A 24,124-nucleotide genomic window follows, 5' to 3' on the forward strand; every position below is an offset into this window, starting at 1 on the left:
CGGCAACTTCCTGGTGGTCCTGAGCGTTCTCAGGAAGAGGACCGGAGTCGGGCGGGGCGAGAGAGGCATGTAAGCCGGTGTTTCCGATACAGGGTGTGGGTACCGTGCCCCATGTGGGCCAGGTGAGCACACAGCTTTTCTTTCCAGTGGGCGCTAGCGCACCGTATTCTGGGCATATCACTGACCGAGAGACTGTTGATCAGTACCCGTCACCCCAACCGGGGACTGTCGTAGGGAGGCGCCGTGCCGCTCTCTGAACACGAGCAGCGCATGCTCGACCAGATCGAGCAGGCGCTGTATGCCGAGGACCCGAAGTTCGCGAACACCGTTCGGCACACGAACCCCGCGGTCCATTACAAGCGCTGGATCATCAAAGCCGTACTCGGGTTCTTCATCGGTGTCGTCCTGTTGCTGGCGGGCCTTCTGATCGGTAACCCGGTCATGCAGGTCATCATCAGCGTCACCGGCTTCCTCACCATGCTGGCCTGCGTCCTGTGGGGTGCCAACGCCTGGCGCAAGTCCCCCGCGGGCGGTGCCGAGGCCGCCGCGCCCGCGGCCGAGGGCAAGCGCAAGCGCAGGGGTGAGGGACGTCCGGGCATGATGAACCGTTTCGAGGAGCGCTGGCGCCGCCGCCAGGAGGGCGAGGAGTAGCCTCCGAGCCGGGTTCGCGCACGACCCCGACGGCGGGGTCCACACCGAGGGTGTGGGCCCCGCCGCTGTCGTTGTCCGCCTCTCCAGGAGGCCTTCGGCCGCCCTCGCGCTACGGCACGGTGCCCGGCGGGCCGGCTCAGGCGGGGGAGGGGACGGGGCGTGGTGCCATCCGCCGCCAGGGGGCCAGCGAGCGCGGGAGCAGCAGGGCCCTCGCCCGGTCCCACCGGGAGGAGGCCGCCGTCAGCGCGGCACAGGCCGTGCGCAGGTCCGCGCCGGCGCCGTGGACGGGGGCAGGGTCGGGGGCGTAGCGGGCCGCTTCCTCCGCCAGCGCCAGGCGCATCAGGGCGTCGCGGGCCGGGGCTGGCGGCTCGGCGGCCGCCGTCAGGTGCGCGGCCGTGGCACGGGGGCTCTCCGCGGGGTCCCAGGAGATCCCCAGGTCCGTGGAGGTGGCGCAGAGTTCCCGCCAGGCGGCGTGCGCGGCCGCCGTCGGCGGGCCCGAGGACAGGGCGGCCGTGCGCGACCCGCGCAGCATGGCGCGGACCAGCGCGGGAAGGGACAGGAGCAGGAGGATCATCGCGGGGACGCCCAGCGGTAGGAGGAGAGACAGGACCAAGCCCGCTGCCCAAGAGAAGCTGTTCCGGTCGATGTCCCGCCCGGAGGACGCCGAGGGGGAGGCGGTCGACCCGTCCCCGGCCGCCCCGCCGCTCTCGTCGGCTGAGGGGGCGCTCTCCTGGTCGGTGTCGGTCTCCGGGGGGTCGGGGCGCTCGGTCTCCTCCGCCGGGTCCCGTTCTGGCGGATCGTCGGAGGTGTAGTCGGGCACGGTGGCCGTTCCCTGCGCGTCGGGGCTGCTCGGGGTCGGCTCGAACCGGATCCAGCCCACGCCCTCGAAGTACAGTTCCGGCCAGGCGTGCGCGTCGGCCCGGGTCACAGTCCAGTGTCCGTCCTCGGAGCGCTCGCCCGGGGTGAAGCCCGTGGCCACCCGGGCGGGGATGCCCAGGTGCCGGGCGAGCGCCGCCATGGCGCCGGCGAAGTGCTGGCAGTAGCCCGTGCGGTCTTCCAGGAGGAAGTGGGTGAGCAGGTCCCGGCCTCCGGGCACCGGGGAGGGCTCCAGCGTGTAGGTGAAGGAATCACCCTTGAAGAACTCCTGGAGGGCGATGGCCTGCGCGTGGGGCGAGTCCGCACCCTCGGTCACGTCCTCGGCCAGTTCCGCGACGCGCGGGTCCAGGGCCTCGGGCAGCGAGAGGTAGCGCTGCGGTGCCGAACGGGCCGGACCCGTGGCGGCCAGCTCCGCGGCCGAGGGCTCGTCCGTCGCCGACACCACGGTGTAGTTGAGGCCGGTGCTCCCGCTCTCGGTGGTGAACACCGCGAGGGTCTCCGGGGCGGTGTACCACTCTCCGGGCGCTTCCAGGGTGCGCGGCCAGTAGGGCACCGGCAGGAAGTCCATGGGCGGGGTGTCGGGGTCCAGGGAGATCCGGGTGGAGACCGTGTCCCCGCCGGTGCCGGACCGCCAGTCCGTCGGCAGTGGCAGGGTGCCGCGCACCCGGCGCTCCTCCTCGGCGTCGACCGGTGACATCGTCCAGTTCACGCCGTCGAACTCGTCCAGGACGTGGGTGCGCAGGTACTCCGGCTCCTCGGCGTCGGTGCTGTAGGTCAGCACCGGCTCGTCGGAGAGTGAGAGCACGTTGCGTTCCAGGGAGGACATCGGGTCGGTCGTGGTGATGACCTCCGGTCCCGTTGGGCCCTGGCCGACCTCCTCGGCCATGAGGTAGAGGAAGCCGCTGCCCAGGAACGGGATCGACAGCGGTACCACCAGGGACGCCGCCGCGGCCACCGCGATGGACACGGTGACGACCGCGGCGCGGCGCAGCGCGTTGAGGAGCCGTGCGGAGGGGCCGGAGCCGTCCGGGACGCGCAGGCCCCACTGGCGGCCCCGCAGCCACATGTCCGCGGCGAGCAGGAGCAGGAAGCCGGTGGCCGCGCTCACCGCCGCTCCGGCGCCCACCCCGGCGTCGTTCACGGTCAGGGGGATCGCCAGGATCGCGAGGACGGGCGCCCCGACCAGCCCCGGGCAGCGTGCGGTCACCGCGAGGAAGTCGGCCGCCACCGTGAACACCGTGAAGGCCAGGGCCATGATGAACATGACCCCGGTGGAGGCGGTGACCGGCGGGGGGCTGAAGTCGATGTCGTGGATCCCCTGGTCCAGGAGCAGGTACAGGGCCGAAACGGTCTCGCCGGTGGGGACCAGGCCCAGCCAGCCGGTGTGGGCCGCGAACAGCGGGGTGGCGACCGCGCCCGCCGCGAGCAGTTGGAGGAACGGCACGGCCAGGGAACTCCAGCCGCTCAGACGGTACAGGGCGGAGGCGGCGGCCGCGGCGGTCATCATGACCGCGGCCGGCACCCACCAGCCGGAGCCCGTCACGACCGTGCCCAGCAGCGGCAGGGACGTCAGCAGGGCGACCAGTGCGGCCAGGGGCATGAGGGCTCTCAACGCGGTCCCTTCCCGAGGGCGGTGGGTGTTTTCGCGGTCGAGGCGACCCCCCGCCACAGGTCGGGCAGTTCGCTCAGGTCGCCGACGGGCAGGACGTGCCAGCCGCCGGACTCCAGGACCCGCGCGGTGCCGTGCAGGGCGTCGGCGGAGGGCCAGGCGGCGCGGGTGCACAGCACCGCCACGCGCGTTCCGCGGGAGAGGTCGGCCAGTGCCGCGGCCTCCTCGGCGGACACGGCCCCGAGCACCGCCACGACCGTGCCGGGCGGTTCGCCGTGGTGGGAGCCGAGCGTGTCGATCGAGTCCAGCAGGCCGGGCATGCCGGAGGGCTCGGCCACGGCCAGCGCGTCCAACGTGCTGCCGGAGGAGGGGGTGCGCACACGTCCCAGTTCGGTGTGCAGGCGCAGGCCGTGGCCCAGGTCGGCCAGGTGCACGGAGACCGAGGCCGCGATGCCCACCGCGGTCTCCAGGGATCCGTGCGGCCCGGCTCCGAGGTGGGCCGAGGCGCGGGTGTCCAGGAGCACCGCGCTGCTCTCGCGCCGGTGCTGTTCGTCGCGGCGGACCATGAGCCTTCCGTGCTTGGCGGTCGAACGCCAGTGCACGCGGCGCAGGTCGTCGCCGTGCTGGTACTCGCGCGGAACGGGGTCCTGCTCTCCCGCGCTGGACACCGCGCTGCGCGGGGCGTCCCCGCTCTGGGAGCCGTCGGTGGCCCCGACCGGGGCCAGGGGCACGGTCGCGGGGGTGACGAGCAGGAGGGAGGGTGCCCCCACGTAGCGGGTGACGCGCACGCACCCCAGGGGGTCGACCACCTCCACGCGCAGGGGTCCCAGCGGGTAGCCGCCGCGTACGGCGGGGCGCACCAGGTAGGTCACGTCGCGTACCGCGCCCCTGGCCAGGCGGCCGAGGGTGAACCGGGGTGCCCCGCCCAGCGGGACGGGGAGGGTGTCCTCCAGGAACACGGAGGCCACCGCCCACATCGGGGAGGTGTTGCCCAGCCGGAGCAGGACGCGTGCGTTGTGTCCGGCGGGCACCCTCGGGGGGAGCACCGCCCGGCTCTGGGTGATCCGTGCGGCGGTGCCGGCCACCGTGACCGCCGCGGCCAGTGGCACAGCGGTCAGCAGGGCGCCCAGGCCCACGATCTCGCGCTGCCCGATGACCACCCCCGCCACCAGGGAGAGGACGCCCAGGAGGAGCATCGTCCCGCCGCGGACGGTGAGGGTGCGGTGCGCCCGGCCGTCGGGCGTCGCCGGTGTCACTGCGGCCCGGGGACGGGGAGGCGGGAGACCAGTTTGGCGACCACCTGCTCGGCGCTCATGCGTTCCATGCGAGCCTCGGGGGCCAGGACGAGCCGGTGGGCGAGCACGGGGACCGCCAGTGCCTGGACGTCGTCGGGGACGATGTAGTGCCGGCCGTCCAGGGCGGCGTAGGCGCGGGCGGCGCGCACCAGGTGCAGGGTCGCCCGGGGGGAGGCGCCCAGTTGCAGGTCGGGGCTGGTCCGCGTGGAGTTGACCAGGTCGACGACGTAGCGGCGCATGCCCGGTGCGACGTGGACCGCGCCCACCTGTTCGGCCAGGTGGCGGATCTGGGCCGAGTTGGAGACGGGTGCCAGGTCCGTCAGGGGTGAGCGGGCGCTGTGGGAGTCGATCATGTCCAGTTCGGCCTGGGGCGCGGGGTAGCCGACCGACACGCGGGCCATGAACCGGTCCCGCTGCGCCTCGGGGAGGGCGTAGGTGCCCTCCATGTCGGACGGGTTCTGGGTGGCCACCACCATGAAGGGCCGTTCCAGGGTGCGCGAGCGGCCGTCGACGCTGACCTGGCGCTCCTCCATGCACTCCAGGAGCGCGGCCTGGGTCTTGGGGGAGGCCCGGTTGATCTCGTCGCCCAGCACGATGTTGGCGAACACCGGCCCTGGGCTGAACTCGAACGCGTTCCGGTCCTGGTGGTAGACGTTCACGCCGGTGATGTCGCTGGGCAGAAGGTCGGGGGTGAACTGGATCCGCTGCACGGAGCAGTCCACCGCCTGGCCGAGCGCCTTGGCGAGCATGGTCTTGCCGACGCCGGGGACGTCCTCGATGAGCAGGTGGCCCTCGGCCAGGAGCACCGTCAGCGTGATGCGCAGGAGCTCCGGTTTGCCCTCGATGACGGTTCCGATGGCGTGGCGGATGCGGTCGGCGGCGGCGACGACCGCGCCGACGTCCGTGTGGACGCCCCCCTGGCCGCCGTGCTGTGTGCCGAGTGACACGAGACCCTCCCGCTTCCCTGAGCTCCGTGTTTCGGTGTCGGTCCGAGGCTAGAGCCATTCCGAGCGATTGCAAACCGAAGTGTCGGAATCGGCCCCCGTTCGCTACCGGTACGGGTCGGATGGCGCCGTACGTGGGCGGATGGGCTTACTGGCCACTCATGTCACAGGTGCCCCGGAGGCGCCCCCGGTGTCCGGAACCGCGTTCCCGCAGGTACCCGGGTGTCGGCCGTGGGTGCGGTTCGGCGCTGCCCGAACGGTTTTCGGTCTGGCGGACTTCCGCGGGTGTCGGCGCCCGAAGGAGGCGGACCCCGGCCAGGGGCGGGCACCCCACCCGAAGCCACCGGGATGACCTGCGTCTTCGCTGATCGAAGCCGGAGTGGACACGGTTCGGAGCTGTTGACGGTGGGGGACGGTGGAGTAGAGTGGGGCATCGTGGAGGGGGTGAACGCCCCACAGCGAGGGCGAGGAGGTGGCGCGGTGTTTCTCGGCACTCACACGCCACGCCTCGACCAGAAGGGGCGGCTGTTCCTCCCTGCGAAGTACCGCGACGAACTGTCGGGGGGACTGGTGATCACGAAAGGCCAGGAGCACTGCCTCTACGTCTTTCCGATGGAGGAGTTCCGGCGCGTCACCGAGGCGCTGAGTTCGGCTCCGGTCACCGCCAAGGCGGTTCGCGACTACGGCAGGGTGCTGTTCGCCAGCGCCTCGGACGAGTCCTGTGACAAACAGGGCAGGGTCACCATCCCGCAGAAGCTGCGCGAGTACGCGGGGCTTCAGCACGAGTGCGTCGTCGTCGGCGCCAACACGCGGCTGGAGATCTGGGCCGCACAGGCCTGGGCCGAGTACGAGGCGGAGCAGGAGCAGGCCTTCGCGCGACTCTCGGAGGAGGTGCTACCCGGAGTGCTGTGAGGCCGGCGCCACCCGCGCCGGAGCGAGCGGCACGACCATCACACCCTTCGCAGACCGGTGTCCGTCCGGGGCCTTCGGTCACGGCGCGAGCGGGCTGGCGCGACTTCCCCGGTGCCAGGCCGCGCACGTGGGTCCGCCGGAAGGTGGACAATGGCGCCTGTGTTCCGAAGGTCCGGTCGGCTCCCGGCCGGGCCACGCGGAACCCGCGAGGCGCACCCGCGCGCCGCGGCGGATCCCGGGGGAGAGGGCGACAGCGTGGAGGAGCGGCACAGCGTGGGGGAGACCCGACGACCGGAGCACCCGGGGGAACCAGACCCCCTGCACGTGCCCGTCATGCTCGACCGGATCGTGGAGTTGCTCGCTCCCGCACTCGACACCCCCGGTGCCGTGCTCGTCGACGGCACCCTGGGCCTGGGCGGCCACTCCGAGGCCCTGCTCCGGGCCTGCCCCGGCGCACGCCTGGTCGGTGTGGACCGCGACCCCACCGCCCTGGAGCGCAGCGCCCGCCGGCTGGCGCCCTACGCCGACCGCACCCACTTCGTCCACGCGGTCTACTCCGACATCCCGCGCGCCCTGGACGAGGCCGGAGCGGGCGAGGCCGACGCCGTCCTGCTCGACCTCGGGGTGTCCTCGCCCCAGCTCGACGAGACCGAACGCGGCTTCGCCTACGCCCACGACGCCCCCCTGGACATGCGGATGGACCGTACCCAGGCCCTCACCGCGTCGGAGGTGGTCAACACCTACCCGCCGGCCGAGCTCACCCGCGTCCTGCGCACCTACGGCGAGGAGCGCTTCGCCTCCCGCATCGCCCGCGCGATCGAGCGCCGCCGTGCGCAGGGCCCCATCACCTCCACCCGCGACCTGGCCGAACTGGTCCGCGCGGCCATCCCCGCAGCCACCCGCCGTACGGGAGGACACCCCGCCAAACGCACCTTCCAGGGCCTGCGCATCGAGGTCAACGCCGAACTGTCCATCCTCGAACGCGCCCTGCCCGCGGCCATCTCCCGCCTCGCGCTCGGCGGGCGCATCGCCGTGCTCTCCTACCACTCCCTTGAGGACCGGATGGCCAAGAGGGCGCTGGCCGCCCTGGCCACCGACACCACCCCCGCCGACCTCCCGGTGCCCCTCCCCGACCGCCAGCCGGAGCTGCGACTCCTCACCCGGGGAGCGGAACCGCCCACGGACGAAGAGAACGAGCGCAACCCGCGCGCGCAGTCGGCCCGGCTCCGCGCGGCCCAACGCGTGCGCCGACCGTCGCCGCACGCGCTCAGCTAGGGAGACAGATGAGTTCGAGCACGGAGACGCGGCGCGCACCCCGCCGCGCGGGGACGGGTACTCCGACCACCCGGACACGCCCCGAGACGGGTCGACGCGAAGGCACGGCGTCCCCGACCGAGGGCAGAGCGACCCGCGCGGCGACCCAGCCCCCGGGCGGCCCCGCCCGCACCGGTCGTGGACGCGCGCCGCGCATCCCCTTCGTCCTGCTCATCCTGTGCCTGCTCGGCGGCGCACTGGTCAGCCTGCTCCTGCTGCGCAGCGTCATCGCCCAGGAGACCTTCACCATCGCCCGGCTCCAGACGGAGAACCGGGAACTGGCCTACATCGAACAGCAGCTCCAGGAGCGGGTCTCCCGGTTGGAGAGCTCCGAGCGCATCGCCGAGGAGGCCGAGGACATGGGGATGGAGCAGACCGGCGAGGCCCCGCTCTTCCTGGACCTGGACAACGGTGAGATCACCGGGGACGACGAGGGCCGCCGGTGAGCGCGCCCCGCGACCGGCGCCCCCGCGACCCCAGACGCCCCGGCGCGGCCAACCGGACCGGGGCCCGGCCGGCCCAGCAGCCCAGACCCGGGGCCACCCGCCCCGACGGCGCCGCGCGCACCCGCGCGCGCCCCACCGGTCGGCCCTCCCACGGCCGCCGCCGCGAACGGGAGCGCGCGGCGCGCCGTCACCGTGCCGCGCCGCCGGCCCCGCCGCTGCTCAGACGGACCTTCCAGCGGGGCGACCCGGGCAAGCGGATCAGGTTCGGCGGCGTGCTCATCGTCGTGATCCTGCTGCTGTTCGCCGGACGGCTCACCCAGATCCAGGGCCTGGAGGCCGAGACCTACGCCGAGGCCGCCTCCAACATGCGCCTGCAGACCATCGACATCCCCACCCTGCGCGGGCAGATCACCGACGTCCACGGCGCCCCGTTCGCACTGTCGGTGGAGGTGCGCCGGGTCTTCGTCGACCCCGAGGAGGTCGAGCCGGACGAGCGCGACCGGCTGGTGGACGAACTCGTCTCCCGCTTCGGCCTGGAGGAGGACGAGGTGGCGGAGGCGGTGGACGCCAAGCCCAGCCGCTACCAGGTGGTGGCGACCGGTGTCCTGCCCGGGGAGTGGGCCGCGCTGCGCGACCTGGGCCTGTCCGGGGTGGGGGCGCAGGTCGACTACCGCAGGTCCTACCCGGAGGAGACCGGTGCCGCCGACCTCGTGGGCTTCGTCGGGGACGAGGGCCACGGACTGGAGGGCCTGGAGGGCTACCTCGACTCCGTACTCGCCGGGCAGCAGGGCAAGCGCCAGGTCGAGGTCGGCATGGACGGCACGCAGATCCCCATGGCCGGCGGGCTCGTCCGTGAACCCGTCCCCGGACAGGACGTGCGCCTGACCCTGGAGCGCGACGTCCAGTGGTACGCCTACCAGGTCCTCGCCGAGCGGGTGGACGAACTGGAGGCCGAGGGCGGCAGCGTGATCGTGATGCGCCCGACCGGTGAGATCCTCGCGATGGCCGACTACCCCTCCTACTCCCAGAGCGAGGTCTTCGAGGCGGACCAGGAGGACTGGGCCAACGGCGCGGTGCACGAGATCTTCGAACCGGGCAGCACCAACAAGGTCATCACGATGGGTGCGGCCCTGGAGCGGGGGATCACCACCCCCGAGACCGTCTACACGGTTCCCTACTCGATCCAGTACTACGACCAGACCTTCCGCAACTCCACCAACAGCGGCACACAGCGTCTGACGGTCAACGGCATCATGGCCCAGTCCAGCAACGTGGGCACCATCCAGATCGCCGACGAGGTCGGCGCGGGCGTCCTGCACTCGTACATGGAGGACTTCGGCCTCGGCCAGCCCACCGGGCTCGAACTGCCCGGGGAGGAGGCCGGCATCCTCACCCACCCCGACGACTGGTGGGGGACCCAGTTGCCCTCGGTCTCCATCGGCCACGGCGTCTCCGTCAACGCCGCCCAGATGGCCTCGGTGTACGCCACCATCGCCAACGGCGGTGTGCGCGCCGAACCGCGCGTGGTGGCCGGGACCGTGGACGCCGAGGGCGGGTTCACCCCGTCGGAGGAGGGCGAGCGCCGCCGCGTGGTCAGCGAGGAGACCGCCCGGCAGCTCGCGCTCATGCTGGAGGCGGTCACCAGCGACGAGGGCACCGCGCCCCAGGCGCGCATCGACGGCTACCGCGTGGCGGGCAAGACCGGTACGGCCAACCGGATCAACCCCGAGACCGGGCGCTACCGGGGCGGCGGCTACACGGCGACCTTCGCAGGGTTCGCGCCCGCCGACGACCCCGAACTGGTGGTCCAGGTGGTCCTGCACGACCCGCAGAGGAGCTACTACGGCGGTGAGGCCGCCGGGCCGGTGTTCAACGACATCATGTCCTTCGCGCTGCGCTCCATGCAGGTCCCGCCGACCGGCACCGAGCCGCCCGCCATCCGCCTGTTCGAGGACGAGGGCTAGAGGGGGAGGCTCCGGTCCAGGTGGGAGCGGACGGACCGGATGTGCTCGGGGCCGGTGCGGCAGCACCCGCCCACGAGCACGGCGCCCTCCGCGCACCACCGGGCGGCCGCCCTGCCGAACGCCTCGGGGTCGCCCGCACCGGTCCAGCGCCGCCGCCGGGCGTCCCACACCTCGCCCGAGTTGGGGTAGGCCACCGCGGGCAGACCCGCCGAGGCCACCGCGCGCACCGCCTCGGCGGCGAACCGGGGCGCGGTGCAGTTGACCCCCACCGCCACCAGGGCACCGTCGGCGTGCCACGGGGCCAGTTCGGCGGCCACCTCGCGCAGGGGGGTGCCGTCGCTGATGTGGCCGCCGTCGGAGCAGGTGAAGCTCAGCCACGCGCGCACACCCGGCGTCTCCGCCATCAGGCGCACCAGGGCCCGTGCCTCGGGCAGGGACGGGACCGTCTCGCACGCCACCAGGTCGGCCCCGGCACCGGCCAGCAGGTGCCAGCGCTCGCGGTGCCAGTCCACCAGCGCGTCCTCGTCCAGGCCGTAGCGGCCGGTGTATTCGGACCCGTCCGCGCGAGCCGCGCCGTAGGGGCCCACCCCCGCGGCGACGAGCCCCGAACCGAAGGCGTCCCGCTCCCGCAGCGCCAGCTCCACCGAGGAGGCCACCAGCGCCCGCGCCCCGGCCTCCCCGAACCCCCGGGCGGCCAGCTCCGGCAGGCTCGCCTGGTACCCGGCGGCGATCACCACGTCCGCACCCGCCTCCAGGTACTCCCTGTGCACGCGGCGCACCGCCTCCGGTGCCTCGGCCAGCAGCCGCGCCGACCACAGGCCGCCGCCCAGGTCGTACCCGTAGGACTCCAGACGTGTCGCCAGGCCGCCGTCCAACACCAGCGGCCGTTCCCCGAACACGTACGCGGCCATCGCCGCCACCCCCGTCACCCCGTCCCCCCGGCAGTCTGCCACTCGGAGGAACCTTGCGTAACCTGGGAGAAACGCCCACAGGAGGATTCCGCGTCGGCCGCAGCGTGGAAATTACCGAGCGGGCCTCCGCAGCCGTTAACCTCCACTCGTGCCACCGGTAATGCGACCTGAACACACTCAGCCACGTCCGCTCTCCGCCCTGGCGACGCTGCTCGGGCCGGGAACCACGCTCCTGCGCCCGCACACGGGCGCCGAACCCGCCGCCGAGGTGCCCGGCGAGGAGGTACGCGGCATCACCCACGACTCTCGCCGGGTCGGCCCCGGCGACCTGTACGCGGCCCTGCCCGGGACGCGGGTCCACGGCGCCGTCTTCTGCGCCCAGGCCGCGGAGGCGGGCGCCGCCGCCGTCCTCACCGACCCCGAGGGCGCGGAACGGGCGTCGGAGTCCGGACTGCCGGTCCTGGTCGTCCCCGACGCGCGGGCCGCGCTCGGCACCGCGGCGGCGTGGGTCTTCGGCGACCCCGCACGGGACCTGCTCCTGATCGGTACCACCGGGACCAGCGGCAAGACCACCATCACCTACCTGGTGGAGTCCGGCCTGCGCCGGGCCGGCATGAGCACCGGCCTCATCGGAACCGTCGAGATGCGCGTCGGCGACGAGCGCGTCGCCTCCTCGCTCACCACCCCGGAGGCCACCGACCTGCACGGCCTGTTCGCCCTCATGCGCGAACGCGGCGTGGCCGCCGCGGCCATGGAGGTCTCCAGCCACGCCCTGGCCCTGGGGCGGGTCGGCGGCACCCGCTACGACGTCGCCGTCTTCACGAATCTGTCCCAGGACCACCTGGACTTCCACACGGACCTGCGCGACTACTTCGAGACCAAGGCCCGCCTGTTCACCCCCGAGTACTGCGAGATCGCCGTCGTCAACACCGACGACCGCTTCGGCCGCGCGCTCGTGGACATGGTGCGCGCCGACGGCGCCGTCCCCGTCACCACGTTCGGTGTGGAGGGCTGCTCGGACGCCGCGCCGGCCAACGGGATACCGGCCGACTGGCGCGCCGTCGACGTGGCCCTGGGCGTGACCGGCAGCACCTTCCGCGTCGTCGGCCCCGGCGGCATGGAGGCGGCCGCCTCCGTCGCCCTGCCCGGGCCCTTCAACGTCTCCAACGCCATGGCCGCGATCGTCGGCCTGGTCGAGGCCGGGATCCCTCTGGACGCGGCGATCTCCGGGGTCGCCGCCGCACCCGGGGTCCCCGGCCGCATGGAGCCCGTGGTGGTCCGCACCGTGCCCGGCGTCGAACAGGACGTCACCGCCATCGTCGACTACTCCCACAAGCCGGGGGCGATCGAAGCGGTCCTGTCCGCCCTGCGCACCACCACGCGGGGCCGGCTCACCATGGTCGTGGGTTGCGGAGGCGACCGGGACCGCGTCAAACGCCCGCTCATGGGCGAGGCGGCCGCCCGCCTCGCCGACCAGGTGATCATCACCAACGACAACCCCCGCAGCGAGGATCCCGTCGCGATCGCCGCCGCCGTGCTGGAGGGCGTGGCCAAGGTGCCCGAGGAACAGCGCGCGCACGTGACCGTCGAACTCGACCGCGCCGAGGCCATCGCCCTGGCCGTGGACCGGGCCGGGTCCGGCGACGTGATCGTCGTGGCCGGGAAGGGGCACGAGACCGGCCAGTACGCCAAGGGGCGCGTGGTGCCCTTCGACGACCGCGAGGTGCTCGCCCGGGCTCTGGAGGAGCGCCTCAGCGTCAGCGCCCGCGAACGCCTCGGCTTCGCCCTCCAGGACATCCACAGGGTGCCCGACGAGGGGTGAGCGGCCCTTCGGCGGGCGACGCGCCGGGGCGCGCGCATACCGCACCCCGGCGCGCCGCGTGCTCTGATCGTCGTGTTCTGCGTGCTCGGGCGGGTTACGAAGTGGCGCATATTGCTCCACACGGGCCCCAGGAGGACCCCGGACACCCCAACATGTTCTAAGGTAGGCAATCGCAGCCCGGAAACGTGTCGCCCACGGTGGCTCACACGGCAGCGGCGAGGGCCGCGCTGCTCGGTACGGCCCGTACGACACCGCACACGGTATCCGCGGTGCCTTCCCCTGACCTGAAACTCCGGCCGGGCGGCCGAGTGCCCCCTGCGGCGCCGTGAGCCGGGCCTGACATGAGGAGTGGATTTGATCGCGCTCACGCTCGATCGGATCGCCGAGATCACCCAGACCGCCATCGGCGGATCGGCGCGCCCCGACAGTGTCGTCGACGGTCCCGTCGTCATCGACTCCCGCGGAGCGGCACCGGGGGCGCTCTTCGTGGCCCTCAAGGGCGAGCGCGTGGACGGGCACGACTTCGCCGCCGCCGCGGTCGAGGCCGGTGCGGTGGCCGTCCTGGCCTCCCGGCCCGTCGACGCGCCCCACCTGCTGGTGGACGGCGGAGGGGACGAGGCGGTCGTCGCGGCCCTGGCCCGCCTGGCCGCCTACGTGGCCAGAGAGCTGAGCGACCCCGCCCGGGGCGCGGACGCCGCCCAGATCGTCGGGATCACCGGCTCCTCCGGAAAGACCACCACCAAGGACCTCGTCGCCCAGGTCCTCGGCGGCCTCGGCCCCACCGTGGCGCCCGCCGGATCGTTCAACAACGAGATCGGCCACCCGCTCACGGTGCTGCGCGCCGACACCGGCACCCGCCACCTCGTCCTGGAGGTCGCGGCCCGCGGGATCGGGCACATCGCCCACCTGTGCCGTGTGGCGCCGCCCCGCATCGGGGTGGTCCTCAACGTCGGCAGCGCCCACATGGGCGAGTTCGGCGGCCGGGACGCCATCGCCCGCGCCAAGGGGGAACTCGTCGAGGCGCTCCCGCCCGGCGGGGAGCGGCGCGGCGGCGGTGGCGTGGCCGTCCTCAACGCCGACGACCCCCGGGTGAACGCGATGGCCGCGCGCACCCGGGCCAGGGTGGTCACCTACGGTCTGGCCGAGGACGCCGACGTACGTGCCTCGGATGTGGTCCTGGAGGACACCGGGGCACCCTCCTTCACTCTTCACCTGGACGGTTCCACCGCCCGGGTGCGGTTGGCGCTCGTGGGCGCCCACCAGGTACACAACGCGTTGGCGGCCGCCGCGGTCGCCGACGAACTCGGCATGGACATCGAGGCGATCGCCGCCGCACTCGGCGCGGCGGTCCCGGCGAGCCGGTGGCGCATGGAGGTCACCGAGCACGACGGCGTCACGCTCGTCAACGACGCCTACAACGCCAACCCCGAGTCCATGCGCGCGGCACTGACCACCCTGGGCGCCCTCGCCCGGGAGCGGCGCTCCATCGCCGTGCTCGGCCTCATGGGCGAGCTCGGGGAGCAGGCCCACCAGGCGGAGCACGAACGGGTGGGGGAGATGGCCGCAGAGACCGGCGTGTCCCACCTGGTCGTGGTCGGCGAGGGGGCCGAGGGGATCGCCGTCGGCGCCGAGCGCGCCGCCCGCGACGGTCGGTGGCGCGGCGAGTGCATCCGGGTTCCGGACGCCGAGCGGGCGGCCCCGGCCGTGCGCGAGCGGATGCGTGCAGGAGACGTCGTCATTGTGAAGGGATCGAGGGTGGCAGCGCTCGAAAGGGTTATCGACCTCATCACCAAGGGTGATGCCCAGTGATCGGTATCGCCATCGCGGCGGCGATCTCGCTGATCGTGTCCATGGCGCTGATGCCGCCGCTGATCAAACTCCTCTACCGGTTCAAGTTCGGCCAGGAGGTCCGCGACGACGGGCCCGAGGGGCACAAGACCAAGCAGGGCACGCCCACCATGGGCGGCATCGTCATCATCCTCGGCGCGGTACTGGGCTACTTCGGCTCCCACCTCGCACTGTGGCTGATCCAGCCCTCCGCCACGGGCCCCACCGCCTCCGGCCTGCTCGTGATGTTCCTCTTCGTGGGGATGGGCTGCGTCGGCTTCCTCGACGACTTCATCAAGATCTACAAGCGCCGCAGCCTGGGCCTGCGCAGCGGCGCGAAGATGGTCGGTCAGGCCGTGGTCGGCGTGGGTTTCGCCTACGGCGTCACCATGTTCCCCAACGGCTACGGCTACACCCCCGCCGCCCCCAGCCTCTCCCTCCTCCGAGACTTCGGCCCCCCGCTGATGATCGGCCTGTTCATCCTCTGGGCCCTGTTCCTCATCGTCGGCTTCTCCAACGCGGTCAACCTCACCGACGGCCTCGACGGCCTGGCCACCGGCGCCACCATCCTGTCACTGGTCGCCTACGTCCTCATCGGCAACTGGCAGTTGCGCCAGTCCTGCGTGGCCTACCTCGCCGACAACTGCTACACGGTCCGAGACCCCCTGGACCTGGCGGTGGTCGCGGCGGCGGCGCTCGGCTCGTGCATCGCGTTCCTGTGGTTCAACGCCCCGCCCGCGAAGATCTTCATGGGCGACACCGGCTCCCTGGCCCTGGGCGGCCTCATCGTCGGCCTGGCCATCACCACTCGGACCCAGCTCCTGCTGCTGCTCATCGGCGGCCTCTTCGTCATCATCACCATGTCGGTGATGATCCAGATCGGCTCCTTCCGCCTCACCGGCAAGCGCGTGTTCCGCATGGCCCCCCTACAGCACCACTTCGAGCTCAAGGGGTGGGCCGAGACGACCATCGTGATCCGCTTCTGGATCATCCAGGGCCTGTTCGTGGCGATCTCGATCGGACTGTTCTACCTGGAATGGATGCCGAGGTAATGCCGCACCACCGCTCCGCCTTCGAGGGAAGGCACGTCTGCGTCGCTGGCCTGGGCGTCTCCGGTCCCCCCGTGGCCCGGGTGCTCCTGGAGCGCGGGGCGCGCGTGGTCGTCGTCGACGGCCGCGACGACGGCACCACCCGTCCGGTGGCCGCCGAGCTGACCGCGGCCGGGGCCGAGGTCGTCCTCGGCGACACGCCCCTGCCGCGCCCCTGCGACCTGGTCGTCACCTCGCCCGGGTGGCGCCCCGACTCCCCGCTCCTGGTCCGGGCCGCCGAGGCGGGCATCGAGGTCATCGGGGACGTGGAGCTGGCCTGGCGGCTCAAGCCCGCCGACCAGGTGTGGCTGGCCATCACGGGTACGAACGGCAAGACCACCACCGTCCGCATGCTGGAGGCGATGCTCCGCGCGGACGGGCGCGACGCGCTCGCCGTGGGCAACGTGGGCACCCCCGTCATCGACGCCGTGCTGCCCGACGCCGACGGACGCGTCCACGACGTCCTGGCGGTGGAGCTGTCCAGCTTCCAGTTGCACTGGTCCTCCAGCCTGGCCCCCCACGCCGCCGCCGTCCTCAACGTCGCCCCCGACCACCTGGACTGGCACGGCGGGATCACCGCCTACGCCCGGGCCAAGGGCCGGATCTTCGCTCGCGGAACCCTCCGCGTGGCCAACACGGCCGACGCCTGGTCCACGCGCCTGGCCGAGGAGGACGGCGACCCGCACACGCCGCTGGTCGGGCTCCGTCTGGACACCCCCCGGCCGGGGGAGCTGGGGGTGGTCGAGGACCTGCTGGTCGACCGCGCCTTCGTCGAGGACCCGGCGAGCAGCGCCGAGGAACTCGCGAACCTGGCCGACGTGCGCCCCGCCGCACCCCACAACGTGGCCAACGCCCTGGCCGCCGCCGCTCTGGCGCGCTCCGTCGGGGTGGCCCCCGCCTCGGTGAGGGCCGGACTGGCCGCGTTCGTCCCCGAACCGCACCGCATCGCCCACGTCGCCGTGGTGGCCGGGGTCGACTACGTCGACGACTCCAAGGCCACCAACCCGCACGCCGCGGCGGCCTCGCTCTGCGCCTACCCCTCCGTGGTGTGGATCGCCGGCGGGCTGCTCAAGGGCGCCGACGTCGACGAACTCGTGGCCTCGGCCGCCGGTCGCCTGCGCGGCGCGGTCCTCATCGGCGCCGACCGGGCGCGGCTGCGCGAGGCCCTGGCCGAACACGCGCCCGAGGTCCCCGTGGTCGAGGTCGAGGGCCCAGCCGAGGACGCCCCGCAGGGGCACACCGTGATGGACGCGGTGGTCGCCGCCGCCGCCGACATGGCGGAGGAGGGGGACACCGTGCTGCTCGCACCGGCCGCCGCCTCCATGGACATGTTCACCAACTACCCCGAGCGGGGCCGCCTCTTCGCCGAGGCGGTCAAGCGCAGGCGCTGAGTAGTTCAACCGTCCCCTTGCGTGATAATTCGTGCGCTGGGGGCTTCCACTGTGCCCGGCACCACCGATTCGGATGCTGAAGATGGCCAACACGCGGTAAATGTCCACGGGTACCGACCCGCCGGTACGCCACTATTGAGGCGCGGATCGTGCGGAGGGTGCGGATGGCGACGACAGTGGTGCCCGGTGTGTCCGGGGCGAGGGCGAAGTCGGCGGGCGGACGGGGACGCGAACGCGCCCTGTGGCGTGAGTGGGCGCGGTCGCTCGACCGTCCGCTCACCTCCTACTACCTGGTCCTGGGAACCGGGGTGATGCTCATCGCCCTGGGCCTGGTCATGGTCCTGTCCTCGACCATGGTCGACTCGATCACCGAGACCGGCTCGGCCTTCTCGATGTTCCAGAAGCAGATGGTGTCGGCCCTCTTCGGCCTCCCCCTGATGATCCTGGCCTCCCACCTGCCGTTGGGGATCTTCCGGGTCGTCGGCTACCCGGCGATCATCGTCTCGGTGGGGCTGCTGCTGCTCACCGCCTTCCAAGGCACCGAGGTCAACGGCGCCATGCGCTGGTTGGACATCGGTGGGGTGAGCATCCAGCCCTCCGAACCCGCCAAGCTGGCCTTCGCGCTGTGGGGCGCCAACATCCTCGCCCGCAAGGAGGAACTGGGCGAACTCACCGAGTGGCGGCACCTGCTCTTCCCGCTGCTGCCCGGCTGCGGACTGCTCGCCCTGCTCGTGCTGCTGGGGTCGGACCTGTCCACCACCCTCGTCCTGCTGCTGGTCTTCCTGTCGCTGCTGTGGGTCGTGGGCGCGCCGGGCAAGCTCTTCGTGGCCATGTTCGGGCTGGTGCTGGCCCTGGCCACCATCGTCATCGCCATCGAGCCCTACCGCATCGCCCGGGTCACGGTCTTCCTCGACCCGGGCAGCGACCCCACCGACGCCGGGTTCCAGTCGCTGCACGGCCTGTACGCCCTGGGAACCGGCGGGGTCTTCGGCGTGGGCATCGGCGCCAGCCGCGAGAAGTGGGGCTTCCTGCCGTTCGCGGAGTCGGACTTCATCTTCGCGATCATAGGGGAGGAGTTCGGCCTCATCGGCACCCTGCTGGTTCTGGGCCTGTTCGGGGTCCTCGGCTACGCCGGTCTGCGCGTGGCCACCCGGGTCACCGACCCCTTCGCCCGCCTGGCCGCCGCCGCCATCGTCACGTGGGTGCTCGGCCAGGCCATGATCAACATCGCCGCGGTCATCGGGCTCGTCCCCGTCACCGGTATCCCCCTGCCCCTGGTCTCCTACGGGGGCTCGGCGCTCATCCCGACCATGGTGGCCCTCGGCGTGCTGCTCGCCCTGGCCAAGACCGAGCCCGAGGCGGCGAAGACGCTGGCGGCCCGGGGTCCCGGCCGGGTGCAAAGGGCTCTAAGCTGGCTGGGCCTGGAGAATGTCGGAGCCCCGCCCAAGCGGGGCGGGACCGCGCCTTCCAGGCGCACCACGACGCCGGGCGTCCCCCGACCCGCGCGCGGCGGTGCCAGGACAACGGCCAAGAACAGTAGCGGTCCGGTCCCGGTGGGAGACCGGCCAAGGAGGGATCGGCGACGATGAGGGTAGCCCTTGCCGGAGGCGGCACGGCCGGGCATATCGAGCCCGCACTCTCTCTTGCCGACGCGCTCTTGCGCGTCGACCCCGACACGGAGATCCTCTGCCTGGGAACCGAACGGGGCCTGGAGACCAGGCTGATCCCCATGCGGGGGTACGAACTCGGTCTGATCCCGGCGGTCCCCCTGCCCCGCAGGCTCACCCCCGGTCTCCTGACGGTCCCCGGCAAGCTCGCGGGCGCGCTCAGCGCCGCGGGCGAGCAGCTCGACCGCATCCAGGCAGACGTCCTCGTCGGGTTCGGCGGCTACGTGGCCACCCCCGGCTACCTCGCCGCGAAACGCCGCAAGATCCCCATCGTCGTGCACGAGGCCAACCCGCTGCCGGGACTGGCCAACCGCCTGGGCGCCCGGCTCACCCCGCACGTGTACACCGGGCACCCCCACGCCGAACTCAAGGGCGGGCGCTTCATCGGCATCCCGCTGCGTCGCCAGATCACCGCGCTGGACCGGCTCGCCATGGGCGACAAGGCCCGCGCCTACTTCGGGCTGCGCCACGACCTGCCCACCCTGCTGATCTTCGGCGGCTCCCAGGGCGCGCAGCGCATCAACGAGACCGCCTTCGCCGCCGCCGCCCACTTCAGGGACGCCGGGGTGCAGGTCCTGCACGTCGTCGGCCCCAAGAACGCCGACGAGCCCCAGGACCTGACGCAGGACGGCGTGCCCTACGTGGCGGTGCCCTACGTGGACCGCATGGACATGGCCTACGCCGCCGCCGACGTGGCGATGTGCCGCTCCGGCGCGCTGACCTGCGCCGAGCTGACCGCCGTCGGCCTGCCCGGGGCGTTCGTCCCGCTGGCCATCGGCAACGGTGAGCAGGCCCTCAACGCCGAGCCGATCGTCCAGGCGGGCGGCGGTGTCATGGTGGGCAACGCCGACGTCTCGGTGGAGTGGATCGCCACACAGCTCATCCCGCTGCTCACCGACACCGACCGGGTCGTCAACATGTCCGAGGCCGCCGCCCGGATGGGCCGACGCGACGCCGACACCGCCCTGGCACGTGAGGTGCTCGCCATCGCCCGGGGCGACAAGCCCACCCCCGACATGCCGATCTCCGACGACGACGCGGACGAGGCCTACACCGACGACGGCAAGGACGCCCGATGAGCCTGATCCCGCCCACCGAGCCGGTACCCGTGGACAAGCTCGGGCGCACCCACTTCATCGGACTGGGCGGCGCCGGCATGTCCGGGATCGCCCGCGTCCTGCTCCAGGCGGGGGTCGAGGTCTCCGGCAGCGACGCCCGCGACTCCGACAACCTGCGCGAACTGGAGGAGATGGGCGCCGAGGTCCACGTCGGCCACGCCGCGGAGCACCTCGGTGCCGCCGAGACGCTCGTGGTCTCCTCCGCCATCCGCGAGGACAACCCCGAACTCGCCGAGGCGCGCCGCCGCGGCCTGCGGATCCTGCCCAGGGCCGCCGCCCTCGGCGCGCTGCTGCTGGGCCGCGAGGGCATCGCGGTCTCCGGCACCCACGGCAAGACCACGACGACCTCGATGGTCACCGTCGTGCTCCAGCACCTGGGTGCCGAACCCGGGTACGTGATCGGCGGCAAGCTGGTCACCACCGGGCTGGGCGCCGACGCCGGGATCGGACCCGCCATCGCGGTGGAGGCCGACGAGAGCGACGGCTCCTTCCTCATGCTCTCCCCGAAGATCGCCGTGGTCACCAACGTCGAGGCCGACCACCTCGACAACTACAGCGGTATCGAGGAGATCCACGCGGGCTTCGCCTCCTTCGTCGACCGCGTCGAGCGCACGCTGATCGTGGGCATCGACGACCCGGGCGCCCGCCGGGTCGCCGCCATCGCCCGGGACCGGGGCAAGAGGGTCCTCACCTACGGCGAGGCCGCCGACGCCGACTACCGCGTCACCCGGGTCGCCGCCCGCGGCTTCACCACCGACTTCACCCTCGCCCCCGCCGACGGCGACCCGGTCGAGGGCACCCTGGCCGTCCCCGGGCGCCACAACGTGCTCAACGCCGCCGCCGCGCTCGTGGTGGCCGACGAACTCGGCCACGACCTGGAGATCGCGGCCGAGGGCCTGGTCGACTTCGCCGGCGCCGCGCGGCGCTTCGAACTCAAGGGGGTCGCGGGCGGCGCGGCCGTCTACGACAGTTACGCCCACCACCCCACGGAGATCGAGGCCGACCTGCGCGCCACCCGTGCCGCGCTGGACTCCTTCCCCGAGGATGGGGTGGAGGAGTCGGCGCCCGGCGGACGGATCGTCGCCCTGTTCCAGCCCCACCTGTACAGCCGCACGCGCATCTTCGCGGAGGAGTTCGCAGCCGCGCTCGGCCTCGCCGACGAGGTCGTGGTCATGGAGGTGTACGCGGCTCGTGAGGACCCCGAACCGGGGGTCACCGGTGAGCTCATCACCTCCCGCGTCCCCCACGACCGCGTCCGGTACGTGCCCGGGCGCGACGAGGCGGTGCGTACCGTGGCGGGGCTGGCGCGACCCGGTGACATCGTCCTCACCATGGGGGCCGGTGATGTGACCGAGTTGGGGCCGCGGATCGTGGAGCGGCTCTCCGGGCCCTTGGAGGGCGCGGAGGGCTGAGGCCACACCCGCGTGCCGGAGTGTGCGGAGAGCGAGGCGATCGGTGAGCGGGGTACGGGGGCCGGACCAGGCCGGGACGGGACAGGGCACCGGAGCGGGCCCCGGCCCCGCGGCCGGGGAGCCCGAGGCACAGCGGCTCGGGTCCGATCCGTGGAAGCTCACCTTCGTGGTACTGCTCGTGGTCGCCCTGGTCTGCGTCGTCGCCTGGGTCCTGCTCGGTTCGCGGCTGCTCGTCGTGCGCGAGGTCACCGTCACCGGCCTGGAGCGGGTGTCGGAGCGGGAGGTCGTCGCCGCGGTCGACGTGGCCACGGGGACACCGCTGGTCCGTGTCGACCTCGACCGCGGGGCGGCCGGGGTGGAGGCGATCGAACTCGTCGAGTCGGTGACGGTGTCCCGGAGCTGGCCGGCCGCTCTCCACGTGGAGGTGGTCGAGCGCCAGCCCCTGCTGGCGGTCCGGGCCGGTGACGGGTATCGGCTGGTGGACGGGGACGGTGTGCGGATCGAGGACGCGCCGACCCGGCCCGGCGCCTACCCCGTCGTCCGTGTCACGGGGGAGGTCGCGGGCAGCGCGGCGGTCCGCGCCGCCGCCGACATCGTCGAGGCCGCCCCGGACTCCCTCCTGGCGCGGATCCAGCTCATCGACGCCACCGACGCCGAGGCGATCGAACTCGAACTCGGGGACGGTTCGCTCGTGGAGTGGGGCGACGCCACGGCGACGGCGGACAAGAGCGAGGTCCTGCGCGTTCTCATCCGCGAGCACCCCCAGGAGGAGGGGCGTCTCTACGACGTGGCGAACCCGGGTTTGGCCATCGTTCGGTGAAGGGGCGGCCAGGAACGGGGAAAGGAACGCAAAGCCCCGCAGAAGGCGGTCCCCGGCTCCCGGCGGGGTCTCCTTCGGGTCGTTTGGCTGGTCGGCGCGGACATTCCAGACGCGACGCGCCGGGTCTGCACATCGCTTCTCCGCGTTATGCGCGGTTAGGCTGAGGCCAGCATCGGTTGCCCGTGACCGGCGGTCCACTTACTGTCGGGAAGCACAACCACCGTAAGAACGTAGTAAAACACGCTTTTTCGGGGTACACAGGAACCGTTCCGGTCCGCCTTCTGAGCGGACCGCGCCCGCGGAGGGCGGGGAGCGGGATTCAGGTGGCCCCGGGTCCCCGGGCGTCGGCGTCGGGAGCGCCGTACGCGCGGAGGAGCCCGAAACGCATGGAGTAAACCGGATGCCGTCCCCGCGGCGTCTCCGGCGGCCCACGGCCCCGGACACGGTGGGGAACGGCGTATTGCGAGCGGAAAGGCCCCTCGTCGTGGCAGCACCGCAGAACTACCTCGCGGTCATCAAGGTCGTCGGCATCGGCGGCGGCGGTGTCAACGCCGTCAACCGGATGATCGAAGAGGGGCTCAAGGGCGTCGAGTTCATCGCCATCAATACCGACGCTCAGGCGCTGCTGATGAGTGACGCCGACGTCAAGCTCGACGTCGGCCGCGAGCTCACGCGCGGCCTGGGAGCCGGAGCCAACCCCGACGTCGGCTGCAAGGCCGCCGAGGACCACCGAGAGGAGATCGAGGAGGTCCTCAAGGGGGCCGACATGGTCTTCGTCACCGCAGGGGAGGGCGGCGGCACGGGCACCGGAGGCGCGCCCGTGGTCGCCAACATCGCCCGCTCCCTGGGGGCCCTCACCATCGGCGTGGTCACCCGCCCCTTCGGGTTCGAGGGCAAGCGGCGGGCCACCCAGGCCGAGTCGGGCATAGCGATGCTCCGTGAAGAGGTCGACACGCTCATCGTGATCCCCAACGACCGGCTGCTGTCCATCTCCGACCGCCAGGTCAGTGTGCTGGACGCCTTCAAGGCGGCCGACCAGGTCCTGCTCTCGGGTGTGCAGGGCATCACGGACCTCATCACCACCCCCGGACTGATCAACCTGGACTTCGCCGATGTCAAGTCGGTCATGTCGGGGGCCGGATCGGCGCTCATGGGCATCGGATCGGCGCGGGGGGACGACCGGGCCGTCGCGGCGGCCGAGATGGCGATCTCCTCACCCCTGCTGGAAGCCAGCATCGACGGCGCCCACGGCGTGCTGCTCTCCATCCAGGGCGGCTCCGACCTGGGCCTGTTCGAGATCAACGAGGCCGCGCAACTGGTGGCGAACTCGGCCGCGCCCGAGGCCAACATCATCTTCGGTGCGGTCATCGACGACGCGCTGGGCGATGAGGTGAGGGTCACGGTCATCGCCGCGGGCTTCGATGAGCCGGAGCTGCGCGGGGTCTCCGAGCGGGCTCACCGCCCCGTCGAGTCCACCGGGACCGGGTCCGTGCCCGCCGCGGGGGAGCCGTCCGCACTGCCCTCCTCCGGGGGCGCGGCGGCCGACGGCCCCTGGACCCCTCCGGCCCGCCTGGCCCGGCCCCAGAGCGAGCCCACCCCTCCCGCCGAGCCCGCACGCCCGGTGGAGTCCGAGCGCCCCGAGCCCCGGACCTCGGAGCCCGTGCGGCCCGCCGAGCCGGTCCGTCCCGCCGAGCCGCCCCGCGCCGCGGAGCCGGTCCGGCCGCTCGACCCCGAGCCCGCCCCGCAGCCGGTCGCGCCCGCCGAGCCGGAGCCGCCTGCGGAGCCGGTGTCCTACCGGACCTCCTACGAGCCGCGCCGCGAGCAGACCTCCGCGGTGGAGGACGCCGCATGGACGGGCCGGGACGGCGAGGAGGCCGAGGACGCGCGGTCCGCGCCGGTCCGCCCCGTCTCCGAGCCGGTGGAGCGGCGCGGCGAGGTGCCCACGCCCCGCCGCCGGGTGATCTTCGACGACCCCGACGACCTGGACGTGCCCGAGTTCCTGAAGTAGGCCCCGAGCACGGGAGGGGCCGCGCCGCAGGCGTCCGTTGAGGGCGGTG

18 protein-coding genes are annotated in these 24,124 nt (G+C 72.9%); 14 read left to right on the forward strand and 4 right to left on the reverse strand.

Features of this window, described 5'->3' with window-relative positions; genetic code table 11:
* Positions 1-243: 243 nt before the first annotated feature.
* Positions 244-651, forward strand: a complete 408-nt coding sequence (locus ACFHWE_RS14165) for a DUF3040 domain-containing protein (protein ID WP_416601904.1) — start codon at positions 244-246, stop codon at positions 649-651.
* Positions 652-787: 136 nt separating this feature from the next.
* Here ACFHWE_RS14165 and ACFHWE_RS14170 read toward each other — a convergent pair whose 3' ends face one another.
* The 3 genes from ACFHWE_RS14170 to ACFHWE_RS14180 are packed head-to-tail and all read right to left on the reverse strand — an operon-like array spanning position 788 to position 5,378.
* Entirely contained in the window at positions 788-3,139 is a 2,352-nt protein-coding gene (locus ACFHWE_RS14170; RefSeq protein ID WP_416601906.1) for a transglutaminaseTgpA domain-containing protein, read from the reverse strand.
* Positions 3,136-4,332, reverse strand: coding sequence for a DUF58 domain-containing protein (locus ACFHWE_RS14175; protein ID WP_416601978.1), 1,197 nt, complete (start codon positions 4,330-4,332; stop codon positions 3,136-3,138). The genes ACFHWE_RS14170 and ACFHWE_RS14175 overlap by 4 nt, the downstream gene beginning before the upstream one ends.
* 56 nt (positions 4,333-4,388) lie before the next feature.
* On the reverse strand, positions 4,389-5,378 hold the full coding sequence (locus ACFHWE_RS14180; protein ID WP_416601908.1) for an AAA family ATPase: 990 nt from the start codon (positions 5,376-5,378) through the stop codon (positions 4,389-4,391).
* A gap of 477 nt (positions 5,379-5,855) precedes the next feature.
* On the opposite strand from ACFHWE_RS14180, the gene mraZ reads away from it, so the two are divergent.
* The 4 genes from mraZ (at position 5,856) to ACFHWE_RS14200 (ending at position 10,011) form a co-directional block, all read left to right on the forward strand.
* The gene (gene mraZ / locus ACFHWE_RS14185) at positions 5,856-6,287 is read left to right on the forward strand and encodes a division/cell wall cluster transcriptional repressor MraZ (RefSeq protein WP_028647747.1); all 432 of its coding nucleotides are present in this window, start codon (positions 5,856-5,858) and stop codon (positions 6,285-6,287) included.
* A gap of 273 nt (positions 6,288-6,560) precedes the next feature.
* Positions 6,561-7,562 (forward strand): 16S rRNA (cytosine(1402)-N(4))-methyltransferase RsmH, encoded by a 1,002-nt coding sequence (gene rsmH / locus ACFHWE_RS14190; protein WP_416601909.1) that lies wholly within the window; start codon positions 6,561-6,563, stop codon positions 7,560-7,562.
* Between the two features lie 8 nt (positions 7,563-7,570).
* Positions 7,571-8,047, forward strand: a complete 477-nt coding sequence (locus ACFHWE_RS14195; RefSeq protein WP_416601911.1) for a hypothetical protein — start codon at positions 7,571-7,573, stop codon at positions 8,045-8,047.
* On the forward strand, positions 8,044-10,011 hold the full coding sequence (locus ACFHWE_RS14200) for a peptidoglycan D,D-transpeptidase FtsI family protein (protein WP_416601913.1): 1,968 nt from the start codon (positions 8,044-8,046) through the stop codon (positions 10,009-10,011). Before ACFHWE_RS14195 ends, ACFHWE_RS14200 begins: the two co-directional genes overlap by 4 nt.
* Here the strand turns inward: ACFHWE_RS14200 and mmuM are convergent.
* A complete protein-coding gene (mmuM, locus tag ACFHWE_RS14205; RefSeq protein ID WP_416601979.1) occupies positions 10,008-10,922 on the reverse strand; it encodes a homocysteine S-methyltransferase in 915 nt (304 codons plus the stop codon). The two genes, ACFHWE_RS14200 and mmuM, sit on opposite strands and share 4 nt — an antisense overlap.
* A 160-nt stretch (positions 10,923-11,082) precedes the next feature.
* On the opposite strand from mmuM, the gene ACFHWE_RS14210 reads away from it, so the two are divergent.
* The 9 genes from ACFHWE_RS14210 (at position 11,083) to ftsZ (ending at position 24,075) form a co-directional block, all read left to right on the forward strand.
* Positions 11,083-12,744 (forward strand): UDP-N-acetylmuramoyl-L-alanyl-D-glutamate--2,6-diaminopimelate ligase, encoded by a 1,662-nt coding sequence (locus ACFHWE_RS14210; RefSeq protein WP_416601915.1) that lies wholly within the window; start codon positions 11,083-11,085, stop codon positions 12,742-12,744.
* Between the two features lie 354 nt (positions 12,745-13,098).
* Complete coding sequence (locus tag ACFHWE_RS14215; RefSeq protein ID WP_416601916.1) at positions 13,099-14,553, forward strand: UDP-N-acetylmuramoyl-tripeptide--D-alanyl-D-alanine ligase; 1,455 nt, start codon at positions 13,099-13,101, stop codon at positions 14,551-14,553.
* Positions 14,550-15,623, forward strand: a complete 1,074-nt coding sequence (gene mraY / locus ACFHWE_RS14220) for a phospho-N-acetylmuramoyl-pentapeptide-transferase (RefSeq protein ID WP_028647753.1) — start codon at positions 14,550-14,552, stop codon at positions 15,621-15,623. The genes ACFHWE_RS14215 and mraY overlap by 4 nt, the downstream gene beginning before the upstream one ends.
* The gene (gene murD / locus ACFHWE_RS14225; protein WP_416601919.1) at positions 15,608-17,050 is read left to right on the forward strand and encodes a UDP-N-acetylmuramoyl-L-alanine--D-glutamate ligase; all 1,443 of its coding nucleotides are present in this window, start codon (positions 15,608-15,610) and stop codon (positions 17,048-17,050) included. The genes mraY and murD overlap by 16 nt, the downstream gene beginning before the upstream one ends.
* A 164-nt stretch (positions 17,051-17,214) precedes the next feature.
* The gene (gene ftsW / locus ACFHWE_RS14230) at positions 17,215-18,639 is read left to right on the forward strand and encodes a putative lipid II flippase FtsW (RefSeq protein ID WP_416601921.1); all 1,425 of its coding nucleotides are present in this window, start codon (positions 17,215-17,217) and stop codon (positions 18,637-18,639) included.
* Positions 18,636-19,796, forward strand: a complete 1,161-nt coding sequence (gene murG / locus ACFHWE_RS14235; RefSeq protein WP_028647757.1) for an undecaprenyldiphospho-muramoylpentapeptide beta-N-acetylglucosaminyltransferase — start codon at positions 18,636-18,638, stop codon at positions 19,794-19,796. Before ftsW ends, murG begins: the two co-directional genes overlap by 4 nt.
* Positions 19,793-21,247 (forward strand): UDP-N-acetylmuramate--L-alanine ligase, encoded by a 1,455-nt coding sequence (gene murC, locus ACFHWE_RS14240; protein ID WP_416601922.1) that lies wholly within the window; start codon positions 19,793-19,795, stop codon positions 21,245-21,247. The genes murG and murC overlap by 4 nt, the downstream gene beginning before the upstream one ends.
* 43 nt (positions 21,248-21,290) lie before the next feature.
* On the forward strand, positions 21,291-22,067 hold the full coding sequence (locus ACFHWE_RS14245; protein WP_416601924.1) for a cell division protein FtsQ/DivIB: 777 nt from the start codon (positions 21,291-21,293) through the stop codon (positions 22,065-22,067).
* 484 nt (positions 22,068-22,551) lie between these two features.
* Positions 22,552-24,075, forward strand: a complete 1,524-nt coding sequence (gene ftsZ, locus ACFHWE_RS14250) for a cell division protein FtsZ (RefSeq protein ID WP_416601926.1) — start codon at positions 22,552-22,554, stop codon at positions 24,073-24,075.
* Positions 24,076-24,124 lie beyond the last annotated feature (49 nt).

This window comes from Nocardiopsis sp. LOL_012, assembly GCF_048060475.1.
Lineage (GTDB): Bacteria > Actinomycetota > Actinomycetes > Streptosporangiales > Streptosporangiaceae > Nocardiopsis.

Excerpts from the sequence above, each read along its gene's own strand:
- murG (WP_028647757.1), top strand. The coding sequence starts at position 18,636 with ATGAGGGTAGCCCTTGCCGGAGGCGGCACGGCCGGGCATATCGAGCCC.
- ACFHWE_RS14195 (WP_416601911.1), top strand. The coding sequence starts at position 7,571 with ATGAGTTCGAGCACGGAGACGCGGCGCGCACCCCGCCGCGCGGGGACG.
- ACFHWE_RS14175 (WP_416601978.1), bottom strand. The coding sequence starts at position 4,332 with ATGCTCCTCCTGGGCGTCCTCTCCCTGGTGGCGGGGGTGGTCATCGGG.
- mmuM (WP_416601979.1), bottom strand. The coding sequence starts at position 10,922 with ATGGCCGCGTACGTGTTCGGGGAACGGCCGCTGGTGTTGGACGGCGGC.
- murC (WP_416601922.1), top strand. The coding sequence starts at position 19,793 with ATGAGCCTGATCCCGCCCACCGAGCCGGTACCCGTGGACAAGCTCGGG.
- ACFHWE_RS14210 (WP_416601915.1), top strand. The coding sequence starts at position 11,083 with ATGCGACCTGAACACACTCAGCCACGTCCGCTCTCCGCCCTGGCGACG.
- ftsW (WP_416601921.1), top strand. The coding sequence starts at position 17,215 with ATGGCGACGACAGTGGTGCCCGGTGTGTCCGGGGCGAGGGCGAAGTCG.
- murD (WP_416601919.1), top strand. The coding sequence starts at position 15,608 with ATGGATGCCGAGGTAATGCCGCACCACCGCTCCGCCTTCGAGGGAAGG.